Source organism: Hydrogenophaga borbori (assembly GCF_003417535.1).
Lineage (GTDB): Bacteria > Pseudomonadota > Gammaproteobacteria > Burkholderiales > Burkholderiaceae_C > Hydrogenophaga > Hydrogenophaga borbori.
The window spans coordinates 57,833-77,393 of sequence record NZ_QVLS01000007.1 but is presented as its reverse complement, the minus strand read 5'-3'; the positions used below and the strand labels follow the sequence as shown (position 1 = coordinate 77,393).

Here is a 19,561-nt window from a genome sequence, read left to right as displayed (position 1 = left end):
CCCACGGGATGCCGTTGCCATTACTGGCGTCCCCCATGACCGACACCGTGCAGCAACCCGGCCTGGCCTCGCTGGCCAAGTCCTTCGAACCCGCCCCCATCGAAGCCCGCTGGGGCCCCTGGTGGGAGCAGCGCGGCGTAGGAAAGGCCGGGTTCCGCGGCACCGGCGAGGCCCAGGCCGGCGCGCCGGCCTTCTCCATCCAGCTGCCGCCGCCGAACGTGACCGGCACCCTGCACATGGGCCACGCGTTCAACCAGACCATCATGGACAGCCTCACGCGCTACCACCGCATGATGGGCGCGAACACGCTGTGGGTGCCGGGCACCGACCACGCGGGCATCGCCACCCAGATCGTGGTCGAGCGCCAGCTGCAGGAACAGGGCGTCAAGCGCCACGACCTCGGCCGCGAGGCCTTCACGCAGAAGGTCTGGCAGTGGAAGGAAAAGAGCGGCGACACCATCACCACGCAGATGCGCCGCATGGGCGACACCGTGGACTGGTCGCGCGAGTACTTCACCATGGACCCCGAGCTCTCGGCCGTGGTGACCGAGACCTTCGTGCGCCTGTACGAGCAGGGCCTCATCTACCGCGGCAAGCGCCTGGTCAACTGGGACCCGGTGCTCAAGTCGGCGGTGAGCGACCTGGAGGTGGAGAGCGAGGAGGAAGACGGCTTCCTCTGGCACATCCGCTACCCCCTGGCCGACGGCAGCGGTTCGGTGGTGGTGGCCACCACGCGCCCCGAAACCATGCTGGGCGACAGCGCCGTCATGGTGCACCCCGGCGATGAGCGCTACGCCGCCCTCGTCGGCAAGAAGGTCCGGCTGCCGCTGTCCGATCGCGAGATCCCCGTGATCGCCGACGACTACGTGGACGCCGCCTTCGGCACCGGGGTGGTGAAGGTCACCCCTGCGCACGACCACAACGACTACGCCGTCGGCCAGCGCCACGGCCTGCCTCAGATCGGCGTGCTCACCCTGGACGCGGCCATCAATCAGAACGCCCCCGAGAAGTACCGCGGCCTCGACCGCTTCGAGGCCCGCAAGGCCGTGGTGGCCGACCTCGAGGCCCTGGGCCTGCTGGTCGAGACCAAGAAGCACAAGCTCATGGTGCCGCGCTGCGCGCGCACCGGCCAGGTGGTGGAGCCCATGCTCACCGACCAGTGGTTCGTGGCCATGACCAAGGTCAGCGAGCAGGACCCCAGCGGCAAGAGCATCGCGCAGAAGGCGATCGACGCCGTCGACTCGGGCGAGGTGAAGTTCGTGCCCGAGAACTGGGTCAACACCTACGACCAGTGGATGAAGAACATCCAGGACTGGTGCATCAGCCGCCAGCTCTGGTGGGGCCACCAGATCCCCGCCTGGTACGACGAGGACGGTCGCGTCTACGTGGCGCGCAACGAGGCCGATGCCCAGGCCCAGGCCCCGGGCAAGACCCTCACGCGCGACCCCGACGTGCTGGACACCTGGTACTCGTCGGCGCTGGTGCCCTTCAGCACCATGGGCTGGCCGAACCAGAAGAGCGGCCCCACCGAAGACTACGACGTCTACCTGCCCAGCAGCGTGCTGGTGACGGGCTACGACATCATCTTCTTCTGGGTCGCGCGCATGATCATGATGACGACCCACTTCACGGGTCGCGTGCCGTTCCGCCACGTCTACATCCACGGCCTGGTGCGCGACGCCCAGGGCCGCAAGATGAGCAAGAGCGAAGGCAACGTGCTCGACCCGGTGGACCTGATCGACGGCATCGCCCTGGCGCCGCTGCTGGACAAGCGCACCACCGGCCTGCGCAAGCCCGAGACCGCGCCGCGCGTGCGCAAGGACACCGAGAAGGAGTTCCCCGAGGGCATTCCCGCCTACGGCGCCGACGCGTTGCGCTTCACCTTCGCGGCCCTGGCCTCGCTGGGCCGCAGCATCAACTTCGACAGCAAGCGCTGCGAGGGCTACCGCAACTTCTGCAACAAGCTCTGGAACGCCACGCGCTTCGTGCTGATGAATTGCGAGGGCCAGGACTGCGGCCTCGAAGAGCACACCAAGGCCGAATGCGCCGTCGGGCAGCCCTTCCACGGCTACCTCAGCTTCAGCCAGGCCGACCGCTGGATCAGCTCGACGCTGCAGCGCACCGAGGCCACCGTGGCCCAGGGCTTCGCCGAGTACCGCCTGGACAACGTCGCCAACGCCATCTACGACTTCGTCTGGAACGAGTTCTGCGACTGGTACCTGGAGATCGCCAAGGTGCAGATCCAGACCGGCGACGCCGCGCAGCAGCGCGCCACGCGCCGCACCCTGATCCGCACGCTGGAGGCGATCCAGCGCCTGGCCCACCCCATCATTCCCTTCATCACCGAAGAGCTGTGGCAGAAGGTGGCGCCGGTGGCCGGGCGGGCCGGCGAATCGGTGGCGCTGGCCGCCTACCCGGTGAGCCAGCCCGAGCGCATCGACGAGGCCGCCGAAGCCCACGTGGCGCGCCTGAAGAAGCTGGTGGACGCCTGCCGCACGCTGCGCGGCGAGATGGGCGTGTCACCGGCCCAGCGCCTGCCGCTCTACGCCGTGGGCGACGCCGCCTTCCTGCGCGGTGCCGCGCCGGTGCTGCAGTCGCTGGCCAAGCTGGCCGAGGTGCGCGTGTTCGACGACGAGGCCGCCTGGGCCCAGGCCGCGGGCGCCGCGCCCGTGGCGGTGGTGGGCGACGCCCGCCTGTGCCTGTTCATGGCCATCGACGTCGCGGCCGAGAAGGTCCGCCTGGGCAAGGAAGCCGCCCGCCTGCAGGGTGAGATCGCCAAGGCCCAGGGCAAGCTGGGCAACGAGGGCTTCGTGGCGCGCGCGCCAGCGGCGGTGATCGAGCAGGAAAAACAGCGCCTGGCCGACTTCGGCGCCACGCTGGAGAAGGTGAAGGCCCAGTTGGCGCGCCTGGGCTGAGCCTGGGGTGCCGCGGAACCGGCTGGGCCGGGGCCGCTGGCACCGCCCCCTCTCAGGGGCGCGCGCGCCACGCGGCGGGGGTCAGTCCCTGGACAGCGCCGCGAGCGAGGCCCATTGCGAGGGTGAGGCCGACTGCGGCGGGTCGCCCGACTCGGGGAAGCCCAGGCTGTCGAGCATGGAGAAATCGCTGCTGCCCGGCTCGCGGCGCGCGTCGTCGGGCGACAGGGTTTCGTGGATGCGGTGGGCCAGGTACCAGCTCGCCCGCAGCTTGGCCTCGCGCGTGTGCGAACCCAGGCGCGGCGTGAGGTGCAGGTTGGGGATGCCGTAGAGCGGCGAACCGGGCGCGGCGAACTGGGCGTTGGCGCCGTCCAGCAGGCAGGCGTCGATGCGACCGTCACACAGGGCCAGGGCCAGGGCCTCGGGGTCGAACAGCGCGCTGCGGCTCACGCCCACCCAGAGCTGGCCGGGCTTGCAGTGGTTGAGCAGGCGCTCGTTGATCCAGCCCTTGAAGCGCGAGGCATAGACCATTTGCAGCGAGATCGCGTCGGCGCGCTCCAGCAGCTCGTGCAGGGGCACGGGCTCCACGTGCAGCTTGCCCCAGAGCTCGGCGGCGTGGTGCACGGCCGGGTCGTAGCCCAGCACGCGCACGCCCAGGCTGCGCAGCATGGGCGCCAGGGTGTGCGCCACCGGCGCCAGGCCCAGCAGGCCCACGGTGCTGCCCGCCAGTTCACGGCCCATGCGCACCTGGCCCAGCTTGCGGCCCAGCAGCGCGCTCACCATGCCCCGCCGGTACAGCATCAGCAGGCCATACAGCAGGTACTCGGCGTTGGAGCGCACGGTGGCGCTGCGCGCCTGCAGCACCCGCACGCCGCGCTGCGCGCAAGCGTTGAGGTCGGTGTTGTCGCTGGAGATCTGCATGCGCGCGACCATCATGAGGTGGGGCGCATGGTCGAGGAATTCCTGGGAGACCACCACATGCGGCGGCAGCACCACGGCGCGCGCCTCGGCCAGCGCGCGGCGCAGTTCGGCGGGGTCGTCCGCCAACTCGGGAAGGTAGACCACGTCATGGCGCTCCTGCAGCCACGCCAGGGCTTCGGGCACCAGCGGGTCGACGAGCAGGACGTCCATGGGAGTGGCCATCAGCGCCGTTTCAGCACCGACACGAAATCGCCGCCCAGCGTTTCCTGGTGGACGAGCAGGTTGCCGGTCTGCTTGGCGAAGGCCTGGAAATCGCGCACCGAGCCGGCGTCGGTGGCCACCACCTTCAGGGTCTGGCCGCTGTGCATCTCGGCCAGGGCTTTCTTGGCCTTCAGGATGGGCAGCGGGCAGTTCAGGCCCCGGGCGTCGAGTTCTCGGTCAGCAGCGATCATGAAGGCAGGGCTCCGTCTGGGTAACGGCGCATTTTAGGCCGCGTCGGCCTTTGGTGTGTCGTCCAGGAATTGCGGCTGGAAGCCCCGTGACATAAGCCACTGGGCCAGGGCCAGCCCCGTACCCGCGCGCCAACAGCGCACCGCCGCCGGCTCCAGCAGCCGGTACTCCGACAGCTCGGGCGACAGGCGCACCTCGCCCCGGCAGCGGGCGTGGTAGGTGATGATGACCTGGTTCATGCGCTGGAAATCGTGCACGGCCACCAGGCTCAGGGCCTCGGTGTCCAGCGAGGTTTCTTCGGCGATCTCCCGGCGGATGCCCTCCTCCGGCGTCTCGCCGGCTTCCATGAACCCGGTGATCAGCCCGAAAAAGCGGCCCGGCCAGGCGGCGTTGCGCGCCAGCAGGACCCGCCCGTCGAGCTCGACGATGGCCGCCAGCACCGGCGTGGGGTTGTTCCAGTGGGTGTAGCCGCAGGCCGGGCAACGCAGGCGCCGCTTGTCGCCGCCGTCCTCGGCCTGGACGATGAACTGCAATTCGGCCGCGCATTGCGGACAGAACCGAAACTCGCCAGCCATATGGGCCATCAGGCGCCTGATCCAGGCATGCCGCGGAACCGGTCTTGCCGGACCTCAGGCATGGCCCCCTCGAGGGGGTCGTGCGAAACGCGGCGGGGGTGTTTCATGTCAGGCGGGAAAGACGCCGGTGGACAGGTAGCGGTCGCCACGGTCGCAGACCACGAACACGATGGTGGCGTTCTCGACCTGGCGCGACACCTGCAGGGCCGTCCAGAGCGCGCCGGCGGCGGAGATGCCGCCGAAGATGCCTTCCTCGCGCGCCATGCGCCGGGCCATGTCCTCGGCGTCGGCCTGCGAGACGTAGATCATCTCGTCGACCGCCTTGGGGTCGTAGATCTTCGGCAGGTATTCCTGCGGCCATTTGCGAATGCCGGGGATGCGTGAGCCCTCGCTGGGCTGGGCGCCGACGATGCGCACGGCCGGGTTCTTTTCCTTGAGAAAGCGCGAGACGCCGGTGATGGTGCCGGTGGTGCCCATGGCACTCACGAAGTGGGTGATGCGCCCGCCCGTCTGCTCCCACAGCTCGGGGCCGGTGGTCTCGTAGTGGATGCGCGGGTTGTCGGGGTTGGCGAACTGGTCGAGCACCCGGCCCTTGCCATCGGCCTGCATCTTGTCGGCCAGGTCGCGCGCGGACTCCATGCCGCCGCTCTTGGGCGTGAGGATCAGCTCGGCGCCGAAGGCCTTCATGGTCTGGGCGCGTTCGATGGACAGGTCCTCCGGCATGATGAGCACCATGCGGTAACCCTTGATGGCCGCCGCCATGGCCAGCGCGATGCCGGTGTTGCCGGACGTGGCCTCGATCAGGGTGTCGCCGGGCTTGATGTCGCCGCGCTCCTCGGCGCGCCGGATCATGGACAACGCAGGCCGGTCCTTCACCGAACCGGCCGGGTTGTTGCCTTCCAGTTTGGCCAGGATGACGTTGCCGCGCGGGCCGTTGTCCGCCGCGCCGATGCGCTGCAGCGCCACCAGCGGCGTGCGGCCGACGGCGTCTTCGATGGTGGGGTATTGCATGGCGCCACTGTGCCATAATCCGCGCCCTTGCTCGGGCCGAAGTGGCGAAATCGGTAGACGCAGCGGATTCAAAATCCGCCGCCGCAAGGCGTGCCGGTTCGAGTCCGGCCTTCGGCACCACCAGAGCAAGCCCCGCAACCAGCCCGCTCCACGCGGGCTTTTTGTTGGCCGCTCGCCGGCCTCAGCCGCGCAGGCCGTCGGCCACGGTGGGGTAGCGCAGCCGCAGCCCCAGCTCGAACTTTAGGCGCTGGTTGCGCAGGCGGCGCGATTCGCTCATGAAGCTCAGCAGCATCAGCGGCAACTGGTCCTGCGCCGTGTCGCGCGGCACGCGGGGCGGGCGTGGCAGGCCATAGAGATCGGCCGCGAGGTCGAAGTAGTCGCCCATCTTGAGTTCGCTGTCGTCCACCACGTTGACCACGCGCTGCGCGCGGCCGCGCCACAGCGCCAGCGCGCAGGCCCGCGCCAGGTCGTCGGCGTGGATGTGGCTCGTGTAGACGTCGTCCTCGGCGCGCAGCACGGGCGTGCCGCGCTGCAGCCGCTCGCGCGGCGTGCCGCCCTCGCGGTCGTTGGCGTAGATGCCCGGGATGCGCAGCACGCTGGCGCGCACGCCCAGGGCGCGGCCCAGCCAGCGCACGCGGTCCTCCGCGTCCACGCGGCGCGCCGCGCGCGGGGTGCGCGGCCGCGCAGGCTGCGACTCGCTGGTCCAGGCGCCGCCGCGGTCGCCATAGACGCCGGTGGTGGAGCCGTAGACCAGCGCCAGCGGCGGCGTGCGCTGCGCGAGCGCGTGCACCAGGGCGCGCGTGCGCGGGTCGATGCGCCAGTCGGCCATGTCCTGCGAAGGCGGCGGCGCCAGGTGCAGCACGCGCGTGGCCAGGCCGGCCAGGCGGCGCAGGCTGCGCGCATCGTCCAGGTCGCCCCGCAAAGGCACCAGGCCCGCCGCGCGCAGGCCGGGCACGCGCTCGGGGCTGGAGGTGAGCGCCAGCAGGCGCGCGCGCCGACCGGCGCCCAAGGCGCCGGCCGCTCGCAGGCCGACGTCGCCACAGCCCACGATCAGTACCCGTTCACGCCGGAAGCGCGCGGGCAAGGCCCCAAGGAAACTCATGCAAAACGGGTTTTTGCGACAATGCGCGGTTGCTTGGAACGGAGCGCGCCACCGGAGCGCGCCCCTCGACAGAAAGAAGACGGCGAGTATGACATTCACGATCACGGTGCAGCCCAGCGGGCGCGCCTTCACCGCCAACCCCGACGAAGCCATGCTGGCCGCCGGCATCCGCCAGGGCATCGGCCTGCCCTATGGCTGCAAGGACGGCGCCTGCGGCTCCTGCAAGTGCAAGCTCGTGTCGGGCACCGTGGTGCACGGGCCGCACCAGGCCAAGGCCCTGTCGGCCGACGAGGAGGCCGCGGGCTACGTGCTCACCTGCTGCGGCGTGGCCCACAGCGACGTGGTGCTGGAGTCGCGCCAGGTCACCGAACTCGGCGCCTTCCCCATCAAGAAGATGCCCGCGCGCGTCAACAGCCTCACGCGCGCCTCGCACGACGTGATGGTGGTGCGCCTGCAGCTGCCCGCCAGCGACACCTTCCAGTACCGCGCGGGCCAGTACGTGGAGTTCATCCTGCGCGACGGCGACCGCCGCAGCTACTCCATGGCCAACGCGCCGCACACGCAGGCCGAGGCGCCCGGGCTGGAGCTGCACCTGCGCCACATGCCCGGCGGCAAGTTCACCGACCAGGTCTTCTCCACCATGAAGGAGAAGGACATCCTGCGCATCGAAGGCCCCTTCGGCAGCTTCTTCCTGCGCGAGGACAGCGACAAGCCCATGGTGCTGCTCGCCTCCGGCACGGGCTTCGCCCCCATCAAGGCCATCGTCGAGCACATGCGCTTCAAGGGCATCCAGCGCCCCGCCACCCTGTACTGGGGCGGCCGCCGCCCGGCCGACCTGTACCAGAGCGCCTGGATCGAAGAACAGCTGGCCGCCATGCCGAACCTCAAGTACGTGCCCGTGGTGTCCGACGCCCAGCCCGAGGACGGCTGGACCGGCCGCACAGGCTTCGTGCACCGCGCCGTGCTGGAAGACCACGCCGACCTCAGCGGCTTCGAGGTCTACGCCTGCGGCGCGCCCATCGTGGTCGAATCGGCCAAGCGCGACTACGTGGCGCAGGCCGGCCTGCCCGAGGAGTGCTTCTACGCCGACGCCTTCACTTCCGCCGCGGACAAGGTCTGAACACCCCCACCCCTTAGGAGACACCGCATGATTTCCCGCCGCCAAGCCATCGCCCTCACCGCCACCGCGCTCGCGCTGCCCGCCTGGGCACAGGCCCGCACCACGCGCATCGTGGTGCCCTTCGCGGCCGGTGGGCCGATCGACGTGACGGCGCGTGTCCTGGCCGACGCGGTGAAGGACTCGCTGGGCACGGTGATCATCGAGAACCGACCCGGCGCCGGCGGCAACATCGGCGTGAGCCAGGTCGCCAAGGCCGCACCCGACGGCCTGACCCTGGGCATCGCCACCACGGCCTCGCACGGCATCAACCCCTGGCTGTTCAAGCAGCTGCCCTACGACCCGGCGAAGGATTTCGCGCCCGTCACGCAGATGCTGCGCGTGCCCAACGTGCTGGTCATGAACGCCGAGACCGCGCAGCGCCTGAACATCCAGAGCGTGCGCGACCTCATCCGCTACGGCAAGGCCAACCCGGGCAAGCTCAACTATGGCTCGGGCGGCAACGGCAGCGCCGGCCACCTGGCGGGCGAGCTGTTCAAGAACCAGGCCGGTGTGTTCGCGGTGCACATTCCCTACAACGGCGGCAACCCGGCGCAGCTGGGGCTGCTGTCGGGCCAGGTCGACTTCAACTTCGACAACCTCGCCACCGCGGCGGCCAACATCCGCGCGGGCAAGCTCAAGGCCCTGGCCGTCACCACCGCGCAGCGCAGCGGCGTGATGCCCGAGGTGCCCACCGTGGCCGAGACCCTGCCCGGCTTCGAGATCGACACCTGGTGGGGCCTGGTGGCCCCGGCCGGCACGCCAGCCGACGTGGTGTCGCAGCTCAACGCCGCCTTCACCAAGGCCCTGCAGTCGCCGGACGTGAAGGGCAAGTTCGCGGCGCTGATGGCCGAGCCGGCGCCCAGCACACCCCAGGCCTTCGGCGAGTTCATGGCCCGCGAGCGCGCCAAGTACGAGCGCTTGGTCAAGCTCAGCGGGGCCAAGGTGGACTGAATTCGAACGCCACACGCGACAAGGGCGCCCTCGGGCGCCCTGTTTTTTTGCGTGGCCGGTGCTTGCTCAGCCCTTGAGCAGCAGCTTCACATCGTCGGCCAGCGACTGCGCGCCGCTGTTGTAGCGGTTGTAGAGGCGGATGCGTCCCGTCGTGTCGTACACGTAGCTGCCCGCCGAGTGGTCCATGGTGTAGCTCGTGGGCGTCTTGCCCTCGACCTTCTTGTAGTAGACCTTGAAGCTCTTGGCCACGGCCTCCAGCTCGCCGGGCGCTGCGTACAGCGCGAGGAAGCTCGGGTCGAACTGGGTCACGTACTGCCTCATCACCTCGGGCGTGTCGCGCTCGGGGTCCACGCTGATGAACAGACCCTGGAAGCGATCGCCGTCGGCCCCCAGCAGGCGCTTGGCCTCGGCCATCTCGGTCATCGAGGTGGGGCACACGTCGGGGCATTGCGTGAAGCCGAAGAAGATCACCACCACCTTGCCCTTGAAATCGGCCAGCGTGCGCTTCTGGCCGTTGTGGTCGGTGAGCGAGAAGCCGGTGGCGTAGTCGGCGCCGGTGATGTCGATCCCTTTGAACGCCGGCGGCGACTCGGAGCACGCGGCCAGCAACAGGGAAGCGGCGCCAGCGGCCATCAGGCGGCGGCGGGAGACGGTGGTCTTCACCATGGCAGGTAGTGGTCGATGAGCAGCGCCGCGAAGAGCAGCGACAGGTGGATGAGCGAGAAGCGGAAAGTCTTTCGAGCCAGGGCGTCGGAATAGTTCCGCCACAGCGCGAAGGCGTAGCCGCAAAAGCCCAGGCCGAGCGCGAGCGCACTCGCCAGGTAGAACCAGCCGCTCATGCGCAGCATGAAGGGCAGCAGCGTGGCCGCCAGCAGCACGAAGGTGTAGAGCAGGATCTGCAGGCGCGTGAACTCGGAACCGTGCGTCACCGGCAGCATCGGCAGGCCGGACTTGCGGTAGTCCTCCACGCGGTAGAGCGCCAGCGCCCAGAAGTGCGGCGGCGTCCAGAGGAAGATGATGAGAAAGAGCACCAGCGCCTCCGGCGCGACGGTGCCCGTCATGGCCGCCCAGCCCAGCACCGGCGGCATGGCGCCCGATGCCCCGCCGATCACGATGTTCTGCGGCGTGAGTGGCTTGAGGATGACGGTGTAGATCACCGCGTAGCCCACGAAGGTGGCGAAGGTCAGCCACATGGTGAGCGGGTTGACCCAGAACCAGAGGATGGCCGAGCCGACCGCACACAGCGCGGCCGAGAACGTGAGCGTCTGCCAGTTGGTGAGCTCGCCCTTGGCCGTGGGGCGCCAGGCGGTGCGCTTCATCTTCGCGTCGATGTGCTGCTCGACCACGCAGTTGAAGGCCGCCGCCGCGCCGGCCACCAGCCAGATGCCCAAACAGGCGATGGCCGCGAGACGCACCTGCGGCCAGCTCGGCAGGCCGGGCACGGCGAGCACCATGCCGATGAGCGCGCAGAACACGATCAGCTGGATCACGCGCGGCTTGGTCAGCGCGTGGAACTGGCGCCAGGTCGACGGCAGGGGCAAGGGATGCACTTCTGTGTTCACTGGACAACCTCCGCGCGGCGCGTGGCGGCCACGGCGCCCGTGAACGCGATCACCAGCGCAGCGGCGCCGCCGGTGTGCCCCACGGCGGCCAGCAGCGGCCAGCCGAGCACGACGTTGCTGAGACCGGTGAGGAACTGCCAGGCGCACAGGGCCACGAGCACGCGCGCGAAGCGCTGGAGTCCCGGCACGCGCCACAGCGCCCAGGCCAGCGCCAGCAACAGCGCGAACACGGCGTAGGCCATGAGGCGGTGCACGTAGTGGATGGCGGTGAGCGCCGGGAAGGTGATGGCCTCGCCCGCGTGGTTGGCCCCCAGCTCGCGCCAGAGCGTGAAGCCCTCGCGCAGGTTCATGGCGGGCCACCAGCTGCCCTGGCAGGTGGGGAAATCGCGGCAGGCGAGCACGGCGTAGTTGGTGCTGACCCAGCCACCCAGCGCGATCTGCAGCCACACCAGCGCGAAGGCGGCCAGCAGCCAGCCGCGCTGCGCCGCGCCGATGGGCGCGGGGCCGGCGCTGCCCGGCTCGCCCAGGCGGTAGGCCACCGCCTGCGCGCGCAGCAGCGCCAGCAGCACCAGGCCGCCCAGCAGGTGCAGGGTGACGATGGCGGGGAAGAGCTTCATGGTCACCGTGAACGCGCCGAAGGCACCCTGCAGACAGACCCAGGCCAGCGTGACCACCGGCCAGACCCAGTGCACGTGGATGCGCCGGCGCTCGATCCAGCTGCCCACGGCCAGCACGATGATCAGCACGCCCACGCCGGTGGCGAGGTAGCGGTGGACCATCTCGATCCAGGCCTTGGAGAAGGTGACCGGGCCGGTGGGCATGGCCGACTGCGCGGCCGAGATGTCGGCGTGCGCGCCGAGCGGGCTGGCCGCGCCGTAGCAGCCGGGCCAGTCGGGACAGCCCAGGCCGGAATCGGTGAGGCGCGTGAAGGCGCCGAACAGCACCAGGTCGAAGGTGAGGAAGAGCGTGACCAGGGTCAGCACGCGCAGGCGCTGCGCGGGGCTGGCCTGGCGGTGCTTGAGGCCGATCCAGACCAGCGGGCCGAACGCGATCGCGATGCCCAGCAGCATCATGCGCGTGAGCGGCGCGAGGTCCACCAGGGAAGACGGGGCGTCCATGCGATCAGCCGCCGTGGTGTTCGCCGTTGGCGCCGCGGCCGGGCTGGTCCCAGGCCGAGGAGGCGCGCAGCAGGCGGTCGAGGTCGCGCTTGGCGCGTGTGGGGTCGATGTCGGCCGGGAAGCGCAGCATCCAGTGGCCCAGCGGGTCGACCACGTAGAGGTGGTCTTCCAGGCGATGGCCGGGCGCGGGCTGCAGCCACTGCGCCAGCGCAGCGGCGTCGACGTGCAGCACGGTGGCAGCGGCCGTCGCGGCTTTCAGCGGCTCGCGCAGCTCGCTGGCGCCGGTGCGCAGCCAGACCCAGTCGAGGCGGTCTTTCTCGCGGCCCAGGGTCTCACGCAGCTGGCGCTGCAGGTACAGGTGCTTCTCGCAGGCGGCGTCGCAGGCGCTGTCGGCCACGCTGACCAGCAGCCACTGGCCTTCCAGCGCGCTCAGGGGCACGGAGCGGCCCTGGGCGTCGGTGCCGCTGATCGCCGGCAGCAAGGGCTGCGCCGCGATGAGTTCGCCGTAGTTGCGGCGGCCCTCCGGCCGGATCACGTAGTAGGTGAGGTACGAAGCGATGACGGGCGAGGCGCAGACCAGCAGGATGGCCAGCATCTTCCAGCGGCCGGTGCGTGTGGCGGCGGCGCGCTCGGCGTCGCCGCGGTCGGGCGTGGGCAGGCTGTGCACCGTCAGCGTCAGGGGTTCATCGGGCGTCTGGGCCATGGAGGCGGGCGCGTTGGCGGCGGGGTTGAATGATCTGGAACCAGAGGTAAAGGCCAGCGACCAGGGTGCACAGGGCGAACCACTGGAAGGCGTAGCCGTGGTGTTTGCTCACGTCGACGGCCGGCAGCGGCCATTGGCGGCGCAGCGGGCCCTCGTCGTCGCCCGTTTGCTGAACCGAGGGGTCCAGCAGCGCCAGCCCGGTTTCCAGGCGGTAGGCAGCGGGGTCGATATTTTGCCGGATGGCCCCGGTGCCGGCCTCGCCGAACTGGTAAAGGCGCCCGGGCGGCGGGGCCAAGCGGCCCTGCACGGTCACCTCGCCCGCGGGGGTGTCGACGTCGGGCACGCGCGCGCGGTCGTGGAAGTCGCGCGGCACCCAGCCGCGCTGCACCAGCACCACGCGCTCGCTGCCGCTCAGGCGCAGCGGCGTGACCAGGAAGAAGCCCACGCGGCCGTCCATCTGGCGGTTGTCCAGGAACACGTTGTGGCGCGCGATCCATTGGCCTCGCAGGCGCACCGGCCGGTACAGGCCGGCGGAGGGGTCGGTCTGCGCCAGCAGCGCGGCGTTGTCCCAGGCGGGCAGCTCGGCGCGCGACAGGATGGCGGCCTGCAGCGCGGTCTTCTGCCGCGCGCGGTCGAGCTGCCAGAGACCCAGCGACGCGGTCGCGGCCATGGTGAGCGCCGTGGCCACGGTGACGACCAGGAATCGCGCGCGGCTCATCGCCCGTCCTCCGCGCGGCCTTGTCCGACAGCGGCGCGCGGCCGGCCCCGGATAATGCGGGCCATGAAATACGTGGTGATCGTGGCTTTCGTGGCCATCATCGGCAGCCTGGCCGCGGCGCTGGTGTTCATGATGCGCGGCGGCGTGCACGACGGCAGCGAGGGCGAGGCCCCGCGCAAGCGACAGATGGCGCGCGCCCTGGCCTTTCGCGTGGGCTTTTCCGTGCTGCTGTTCGTGCTGGTGCTGGTGGCGTATTTCATGGGCTGGATCCAACCGACCGGCCTGCCCGTGCAACGCTGAGCCCGGCGCGCCGGCACCGAAAGAAAAAAGCGCCTCGCGGCGCTTTTTTCATGGGGCGAACGTCCCGGGGCGGGCATTACATCCAGTAGACGAGGATGTACAGGCCCAGCCAGACCACGTCCACGAAGTGCCAGTACCAGGCCGCACCTTCGAAGCCGAAGTGGCGCTCGGCGGTGAAGTGGCCCTTGTGCAGACGCAGCGTGATGAACAGCAGCATGAGCATGCCCACGAACACGTGGAAACCGTGGAAGCCGGTGAGCATGAAGAAGGTGGAGCCGAAGATGCCCGAGCTGAGCTTGAGGTTCAGGTCGGCGTAGGCGTGCGCGTATTCGTAGCCCTGCACCAGCAGGAAGACGAAGCCCAGCAGCACGGTGATCCACATGAAGCCGATGGTCTTGGCGCGTTGGCCGGCCTGCAGCGCGTGGTGGGCGATGGTCAGCGTGACACCCGAGGTGAGCAGCAGGGCCGTGTTGATGGTGGGCAGCCAGAACGGGCCCACGGTCTGGAAGGGCTCGACGATGTTGCCCGGCGACGCGGTGGCGCCGGCCTGCAGGCTGGGCCACACGGCCGAGAAGTCGGGCCAGATCAGCGCGTTCTCGATGCTGCCGAGGTTGGGCACCGAGTGCGCGCGCGCCCACCACAGAGCGGTGAAGAAGGCACCGAAGAACATCACCTCGGAGAAGATGAACCAGCTCATGCTCCAGCGGAACGAGAGGTCGATCTTGCGGCCGTACATGCCGGTCTCGCTCTCGTGCACGGCGTCGCGGAACCACTGGAACAGCACGAACAGCCAGAAGGCCAGGCCGAAGGCGAGCGCGTACGCACCCCAGCCGTGGCCGTTGACCCATTGGGCAGCGCCCAGGATCACGAAGAAAAGGCCGATGGCGGCCATGACCGGATGACGCGACGGTCCGGGGACGAAGTAGTACGGCGTCGAGCCATGGGATGCTGCGGACATGCTGCTCACTCCTGTTGTGCTATCGCTGTGTCGATGTCAATGAATAGTCTGCGCGGGTCGCCGCCCTCATCCGGCGACCCAATTCACCAGCGCGATGAGCGCGCCGACGAAGATGAAGGCCATCACCAGGCCCACCGCCACCAGGTGCAGCGGGTTGAGGCGCTTGATGTCCTTCTCGTACTCGCCGCGCTGGCGCAGGCCCAGAAAACCCCAGAGCACCGCCTTGACAGTGCTCATCAGGGACCCGGACTGCGGCGGCGTGGCCATGCGGTTCACGCGCCCCCCTGCTGCGCCTTGGCGTCGGGCGCCAGGGCGGCCGCATCGGGCGCCGGTGGTGTCTTGCCGCCCACCTCGAAGAAGGTGTACGACAACGTGATGGTGGTGACGTCCTTGGACAGGCGCGGGTCGATCACGAAGGCCACTGGCCACTCCTTCTTCTCGCCAGGCGCAAGCGTGTACTGCGTGAAGCAGAAGCACTCGAGCTTGTTGAAAAAGGCAGCCGCCTGCTTGGGCGCGTAACTCGGGATGGCCTGCGCGGCCATGGTGCGGTTCTGGATGTTCTGGAACTCGTACAGCACCGTGGTGAGTTCACCCGGGTGGACCTGGAGCGAACGCACGGCGGGTTTGAAATTCCAGGGGCCGCGCACATTGGTGTCGAACTCGACGGTGATGGTGCGGCTGCGATCCACCTGCGTATTGGCGGGCAACTGGGCCGCGCCGGGAATGCGCGTCTCCGACACCGCCAGCACGTTGATGCCCAGGGCCTCGCAGATGTGGCGGTAGATCGGCACCAGCGCGTAGCCGAACGCGAACATGCCCAGCGCGATCACGCAGAGCTTGCCCACGATCTTGAGGTTTTCCTGGCGCAGACCCATCGACACGCTCCGCTCAGCCGCCCAGCAGCACCATCTTGGCCACGAAGCCGAGGAAGAAGACCACGGCCACCGAGGCCAGGATCAGGCCCAGGCGCGCGTTGCTCTTTTTCTGTTCAGGCGTCATGGCGTGGCGTGCGAGGCGTTCAGCCGATCACCTTGGTGGCGGTGGCATCGAGCTTGGGCGGGTTCTCGAAGGTGTGGAAAGGCGCCGGCGAGGGCACTTCCCATTCCAGGCCTTCGGCCGCGTCCCAGGGCTTCTGAGGGGCCTTCTCGCCCTGGCCGCGCATGGCAGGCAGCACCACGGCGAGGAAGAAGTACACCTGCGCGAAACCGAAGCCGAAAGCGCCGATGGACGCAATCATGTTGAAGTCGGCGAACTGCATGGGGTAGTCGGCGTAGCGGCGGGGCATGCCGGCCAGACCCAGGAAGTGCATCGGGAAGAAGGTGATGTTGAACGAGATCATCGACCACCAGAAGTGGATCTTGCCGCGGGTCTCGCTGTACATCACGCCCGTCCACTTGGGCAGCCAGTAGTAGAGGCCGGAGAACATGGCGAACAGCGAACCGGCCACCAGCACATAGTGGAAGTGCGCCACCACGTAGTAGGTGTCCTGCATCTGGATGTCAATCGGCGCGACCGACAGGATCAGGCCGGTGAAGCCGCCCACGGTGAACACGAAGATGAAGCCCACGGCCCACAGCATCGGGGTCTCGAAGGTCATCGAGCCTTTCCACATGGTCGCGACCCAGTTGAAGATCTTCACGCCCGTGGGCACGGCGATCAGCATCGTGGAGTACATGAAGAAGAGCTGGCCCGTCACCGGCATGCCGGTGGTGAACATGTGGTGCGCCCACACGACGAAGGACAGGATGGCGATCGAGCCGGTGGCGTACACCATGGAGGCGTAGCCGAACAGCTTCTTGCGCGCGAAAGCGGGCACGACCTGGCTCACGATGCCGAAGGCCGGCAGGATCATGATGTAGACCTCGGGGTGGCCGAAGAACCAGAAGATGTGCTGGTACATCACCGGGTCGCCGCCGCCGGCGGGGTTGAAGAAGCTGGTGCCGAAGTGACGGTCGGTCAGCGTCATGGTGATGGCGCCGGCCAGCACGGGCATCACGGCGATCAGCAGGTAGGCGGTGATGAGCCAGGTCCAGCAGAACATGGGCATCTTCATCAGCGTCATGCCGGGCGCGCGCATGTTCAGGATGGTCACGATGATGTTGATCGAGCCCATGATCGACGAGGCGCCCATGATGTGCATGGCGAAGATGCCGGCGTCCATCGAGGGGCCCATCTGCAGCGTGAGCGGCGCGTAGAGCGTCCAGCCCGCGGCGGGCGCGCCGCCGGGCATGAAGAACGAGCCCACGAGCATCAGGGCCGCCGGAATGAGCAGCCAGAAGCTCAGGTTGTTCATCCGCGCGAAGGCCATGTCGGAGGCCCCGATCTGCAGCGGGATCATCCAGTTCGCGAAGCCCACGAAGGCCGGCATGATGGCGCCGAACACCATGATCAGGCCGTGCATGGTGGTGAGCTGGTTGAACAGCTCGGGGTTCACCAGCTGCAGGCCGGGCTGGAACAGCTCGGCGCGGATGCCCAGGGCCAGCAGGCCACCGATCATCAGCATGGTGAAGGAGAACAGCAGGTACAGGGTACCGATGTCCTTGTGGTTGGTGGCAAACACCCAGCGGCGCCAGCCCGTGGGGGCGTGGTGGTCGTGGTCGTGGCCGTGCGCGTCGTGGTGGTCAAGCACTGCACTCATGGTCTGTTCCTCAGGTTCTCAATCTCGATGCGCGGACGGGTCACTTGCGCGCGGCCTGCACTTCGGCGGGCTGCACGATCTGCTCGGTCTTGTTGCTCCAGCTGTTCTTGGCGTAGGTCATGACCGCGGCCAGCTCGGTGTCGGACAGCTGTTTCCAGGCGGGCATGGCGCCGTTGTTCTGGCCATTGAGCAGCACGTGGGTCATCTTGCCCTTGTCGGCGTCGAGCACGACGGCCGAGCCGTCGAGCGGCTTGATGGGGCCCGCGCCCTTGCCGTTGGCCTGGTGGCAGGCCGCGCAGTTGGCGGCGTAGACGGATTCGCCGCGCTTGACCAGGTCGGTCAGCGTCCAGACCTTGCTCGGGTCGTCGGCCGCGGCGGCCATGGCCTTGTGCTTCTCACCCACCCAGGCGCTGTATTCCTCGGCCGACACCACCTTCACGTGGATCGGCATGTAGGCGTGTTCCTTGCCGCACAGCTCGGCGCACTGACCGTAGAAATCGCCGGTTTTCTCGGCGCGGAACCAGGTGTCGCGCACGAAGCCGGGGATGGCGTCTTGCTTGACGCCGAAGGCCGGCACCATCCAGGCGTGGATCACGTCGTTGGCGGTGGTGATGATGCGCACCTTCTTGCCCACGGGCACCACCAGCGGGTTGTCGACCTTGAGCAGGTAGTCGTCGGTGGCCTCGGGCTTGCCGCTGTTGGACATCACGCGGTGCGAGGTGTCCAGCGTGGAGAGGAAGCCGATGCCCTCGCCCTCGCCCTTGATGTATTCGTAGCCCCACTTCCACTGCATGCCGACGGCCTTGATGGTCACGTCGGCGTTGGTGGTGTCCTTCTGTGCCACCAGCACCTTGGTGGCGGGCAGCGCCATGCCGATGACGATGAGCAGGGGGACGATGGTCCAGCCCAGCTCCACCCAGATCGGCTCGGGCAGCGCCTGCGACTGGTGGCCCACCGACTTGCGGTGCTTGAGGATGGAATAGAACATGACGCCAAAGACGATCACGAAGATCACGGCGCAGATGCCCATCATGAACCAGTGCAGCCAGTGCTGCTCTTCGGCGATCTTGGTGACCGGCGGGGCGAAGTTGAGCTGGTTGACCGCGGGGCCGCCCGGCAGATCGTTGACCTTCTGCGCGGCCGCCGAGGTCCAGACCCCGGCGCTCAGCAGCGCCAGTCCCACCGCGTTCCGCGCTGCACGTAGGGCTTGCAGCGTCTTTGTCGTCTTGCTCACTTGTTGCGCCTCAAATATAAGTGTCGATTGATATCGACCCCGATTACACCAAAACCTGCCAGGCCTGCGCCAGCGCTTCGCGCGCCGTGCAAGGCAGTCGCATCTCACGCGCCAATCAGGAACGCGCCCCCGGACGCGGCACGCCGGCACAGGGGGAAATGCCCTTGAACCCAAACCGCGGGATTGTAGCCGCCGCCATAGGGCGCCCCTGCTGCAAGCCGGGACCCCTTGGTCGGGTTTGGTTCAGCTGCGGCGCTGGCGCAGCTGCTCGCGCAGCGCGTCCAGCGGCACGGTGGCGTCCCCGCGCGGCGGCTTGGGCGCCGCCTTGAAGGCGTGGCCATAGACGATTTCGACCGTCAGGCGCAGGCGGCCGCCGTCGGTTCGCGGGCCTCGCGCCTCGATCGCCGCCAACAGGCGCTCGCGCCAGCCCCGGCCCCGACAGGCCCCGAAGCGCTCGGTCGAGAGGTTGCGCCCGAAACCGCGCAGCTCATCGACCAGGCTGGCGGCGCTGCCGTAGGTGAGTTCGAGTCGCTCCATGTCCATGACCGGCTCGGCGAAGCCACCATGCACCAGCATGTCGCCCCAGTCGTGCATGTCGGTGAAGGCGTGCGCGGGCGCGGGCCAGCCCTCGGCCGCCCAGACCGCGCGCAGCTCGTTCAGGCTGTCCGGGCCCAGGCAGGCGAACATCAGGAAGCCGCCGGTGGCGATGTGCGAATGCCAGCGCGCGATCAGGCGCTGCGGCTGGGGCTCGGCGTGCAGGCCCATATTGGCCCAGAGCATCTGCACCGGTCGCTGCGGGTCGGCGGCTCGGGGCTCCACCCAGCGCGGGCGCAGCGGGTTCCAGGACCGGGGTGCGGGCTCCCGGGTGGCCGCGGCGGCGCGCGCCATGTCGCGCGACCACACCTGCCACTCGGCGCGGGGCAGCGCCGCGCGCAGCCGCGCGTGCGCCTTCAGGCCGCCGAGCACGGGCTCCCAGTGCAGCCAGCTCGTGGGCGGCTCGCGGAACCACTGCAGGCGATCGGCCATGCGCCCGCCCACTTCCTCGTGCAGCCAGGGGCTGTCGGTGCGCGGCAGACCCTGCCAGCGGGCGCAGGCCACGGCATCGAGGCCGGGCACGGCGTCGGCAGCGTCGGAGGGGGATGGGTTCAAGGCGGCGAGCCGGTGCGAACCGGCCCCGGTATCGGGAGGGAGCGCTCAGTATATTGAGCCCGCATGCGCCGCTTCGCCGTATGGACACCCGGTGGGTCAT

The 19,561-nt window shown here is 69.1% G+C and carries 21 protein-coding genes and 1 tRNA gene; 5 read left to right on the top strand and 17 right to left on the bottom strand.

All coding sequences use genetic code 11. The annotated features are described in order from the left end of the window. The first annotated feature begins 35 nt into the window (after nucleotides 1–35). Complete coding sequence (locus DY262_RS12645) at nucleotides 36–2,915, top strand: valine--tRNA ligase (RefSeq protein WP_116959411.1); 2,880 nt, start codon at nucleotides 36–38, stop codon at nucleotides 2,913–2,915. 81 nt (nucleotides 2,916–2,996) lie between these two features. Here the strand turns inward: DY262_RS12645 and DY262_RS12640 are convergent, their stop codons facing one another. The 4 genes from DY262_RS12640 to cysM all read right to left on the bottom strand — a co-directional run bounded on the left by DY262_RS12640 (nucleotide 2,997) and on the right by cysM (nucleotide 5,869). Further along, nucleotides 2,997–4,043, bottom strand: coding sequence for an NAD(P)-dependent oxidoreductase (locus DY262_RS12640; RefSeq protein WP_245980971.1), 1,047 nt, complete (start codon nucleotides 4,041–4,043; stop codon nucleotides 2,997–2,999). Nucleotides 4,044–4,054: 11 nt separating this feature from the next. Continuing rightward, nucleotides 4,055–4,282 (bottom strand): sulfurtransferase TusA family protein, encoded by a 228-nt coding sequence (locus DY262_RS12635; RefSeq protein WP_116959620.1) that lies wholly within the window; start codon nucleotides 4,280–4,282, stop codon nucleotides 4,055–4,057. 36 nt (nucleotides 4,283–4,318) lie between these two features. Next, nucleotides 4,319–4,858, bottom strand: coding sequence for an NUDIX hydrolase (locus DY262_RS12630; protein ID WP_116959406.1), 540 nt, complete (start codon nucleotides 4,856–4,858; stop codon nucleotides 4,319–4,321). A gap of 108 nt (nucleotides 4,859–4,966) precedes the next feature. Beyond that, nucleotides 4,967–5,869, bottom strand: coding sequence for a cysteine synthase CysM (cysM, locus tag DY262_RS12625; RefSeq protein ID WP_116959404.1), 903 nt, complete (start codon nucleotides 5,867–5,869; stop codon nucleotides 4,967–4,969). A 35-nt stretch (nucleotides 5,870–5,904) separates the two neighbouring features. On the opposite strand from cysM, the gene DY262_RS12620 reads away from it, so the two are divergent. Continuing rightward, a tRNA-Leu gene (locus DY262_RS12620) sits at nucleotides 5,905–5,989 on the top strand. A gap of 61 nt (nucleotides 5,990–6,050) precedes the next feature. Here DY262_RS12620 and DY262_RS12615 read toward each other — a convergent pair. Continuing rightward, complete coding sequence (locus tag DY262_RS12615) at nucleotides 6,051–6,971, bottom strand: NAD-dependent epimerase/dehydratase family protein (protein ID WP_116959403.1); 921 nt, start codon at nucleotides 6,969–6,971, stop codon at nucleotides 6,051–6,053. An 88-nt stretch (nucleotides 6,972–7,059) separates the two neighbouring features. On the opposite strand from DY262_RS12615, the gene DY262_RS12610 reads away from it, so the two are divergent. After that, nucleotides 7,060–8,091, top strand: a complete 1,032-nt coding sequence (locus DY262_RS12610) for a CDP-6-deoxy-delta-3,4-glucoseen reductase (RefSeq protein WP_116959401.1) — start codon at nucleotides 7,060–7,062, stop codon at nucleotides 8,089–8,091. 27 nt (nucleotides 8,092–8,118) lie between these two features. Beyond that, nucleotides 8,119–9,081: a Bug family tripartite tricarboxylate transporter substrate binding protein gene (locus DY262_RS12605; protein ID WP_116959399.1), complete on the top strand. Its 963-nt coding sequence runs from the start codon at nucleotides 8,119–8,121 to the stop codon at nucleotides 9,079–9,081. A gap of 66 nt (nucleotides 9,082–9,147) precedes the next feature. On the opposite strand, the gene DY262_RS12600 is transcribed toward DY262_RS12605, so the two are convergent. The 5 genes from DY262_RS12600 to DY262_RS12580 are packed head-to-tail and all read right to left on the bottom strand — an operon-like array spanning nucleotide 9,148 to nucleotide 13,182. Continuing rightward, nucleotides 9,148–9,747: an SCO family protein gene (locus DY262_RS12600; RefSeq protein WP_116959397.1), complete on the bottom strand. Its 600-nt coding sequence runs from the start codon at nucleotides 9,745–9,747 to the stop codon at nucleotides 9,148–9,150. Continuing rightward, complete coding sequence (gene cyoE, locus DY262_RS12595) at nucleotides 9,741–10,631, bottom strand: heme o synthase (RefSeq protein WP_425459295.1); 891 nt, start codon at nucleotides 10,629–10,631, stop codon at nucleotides 9,741–9,743. The genes DY262_RS12600 and cyoE overlap by 7 nt, the downstream gene beginning before the upstream one ends. Nucleotides 10,632–10,639: 8 nt before the next feature. Then, nucleotides 10,640–11,761: a COX15/CtaA family protein gene (locus tag DY262_RS12590; RefSeq protein WP_116959393.1), complete on the bottom strand. Its 1,122-nt coding sequence runs from the start codon at nucleotides 11,759–11,761 to the stop codon at nucleotides 10,640–10,642. A 4-nt stretch (nucleotides 11,762–11,765) separates the two neighbouring features. Further along, the gene (locus DY262_RS12585; protein WP_116959391.1) at nucleotides 11,766–12,464 is read right to left on the bottom strand and encodes an SCO family protein; all 699 of its coding nucleotides are present in this window, start codon (nucleotides 12,462–12,464) and stop codon (nucleotides 11,766–11,768) included. Beyond that, a complete protein-coding gene (locus DY262_RS12580) occupies nucleotides 12,445–13,182 on the bottom strand; it encodes an SURF1 family protein (protein WP_116959389.1) in 738 nt (245 codons plus the stop codon). Before DY262_RS12580 ends, DY262_RS12585 begins: the two co-directional genes overlap by 20 nt. Before the next feature lie 54 nt (nucleotides 13,183–13,236). Here DY262_RS12580 and DY262_RS12575 point away from each other — a divergent pair, with 54 nt between their 5' ends. After that, a complete protein-coding gene (locus DY262_RS12575; RefSeq protein WP_416186969.1) occupies nucleotides 13,237–13,482 on the top strand; it encodes a twin transmembrane helix small protein in 246 nt (81 codons plus the stop codon). Between the two features lie 76 nt (nucleotides 13,483–13,558). On the opposite strand, the gene DY262_RS12570 is transcribed toward DY262_RS12575, so the two are convergent. From DY262_RS12570 to DY262_RS12545, 7 genes are all read right to left on the bottom strand, one after another. Beyond that, nucleotides 13,559–14,440, bottom strand: a complete 882-nt coding sequence (locus DY262_RS12570; RefSeq protein WP_116959387.1) for a cytochrome c oxidase subunit 3 — start codon at nucleotides 14,438–14,440, stop codon at nucleotides 13,559–13,561. Nucleotides 14,441–14,506: 66 nt separating this feature from the next. Then, nucleotides 14,507–14,677, bottom strand: coding sequence for a DUF2970 domain-containing protein (locus tag DY262_RS12565; RefSeq protein ID WP_322469353.1), 171 nt, complete (start codon nucleotides 14,675–14,677; stop codon nucleotides 14,507–14,509). A gap of 35 nt (nucleotides 14,678–14,712) precedes the next feature. Further along, nucleotides 14,713–15,315 (bottom strand): cytochrome c oxidase assembly protein, encoded by a 603-nt coding sequence (locus DY262_RS12560; protein WP_116959385.1) that lies wholly within the window; start codon nucleotides 15,313–15,315, stop codon nucleotides 14,713–14,715. A 13-nt stretch (nucleotides 15,316–15,328) separates the two neighbouring features. Continuing rightward, entirely contained in the window at nucleotides 15,329–15,439 is a 111-nt protein-coding gene (locus tag DY262_RS21900) for a cytochrome oxidase small assembly protein (RefSeq protein WP_220377561.1), read from the bottom strand. Between the two features lie 19 nt (nucleotides 15,440–15,458). Next, nucleotides 15,459–17,078, bottom strand: coding sequence for a cytochrome c oxidase subunit I (gene ctaD, locus DY262_RS12555; protein WP_070397366.1), 1,620 nt, complete (start codon nucleotides 17,076–17,078; stop codon nucleotides 15,459–15,461). Between the two features lie 40 nt (nucleotides 17,079–17,118). Beyond that, on the bottom strand, nucleotides 17,119–18,291 hold the full coding sequence (coxB, locus tag DY262_RS12550) for a cytochrome c oxidase subunit II (protein WP_116959618.1): 1,173 nt from the start codon (nucleotides 18,289–18,291) through the stop codon (nucleotides 17,119–17,121). Nucleotides 18,292–18,555: 264 nt separating this feature from the next. Next, entirely contained in the window at nucleotides 18,556–19,461 is a 906-nt protein-coding gene (locus tag DY262_RS12545) for a class I SAM-dependent methyltransferase (protein WP_147326228.1), read from the bottom strand. Nucleotides 19,462–19,561: the final 100 nt, after the last annotated feature.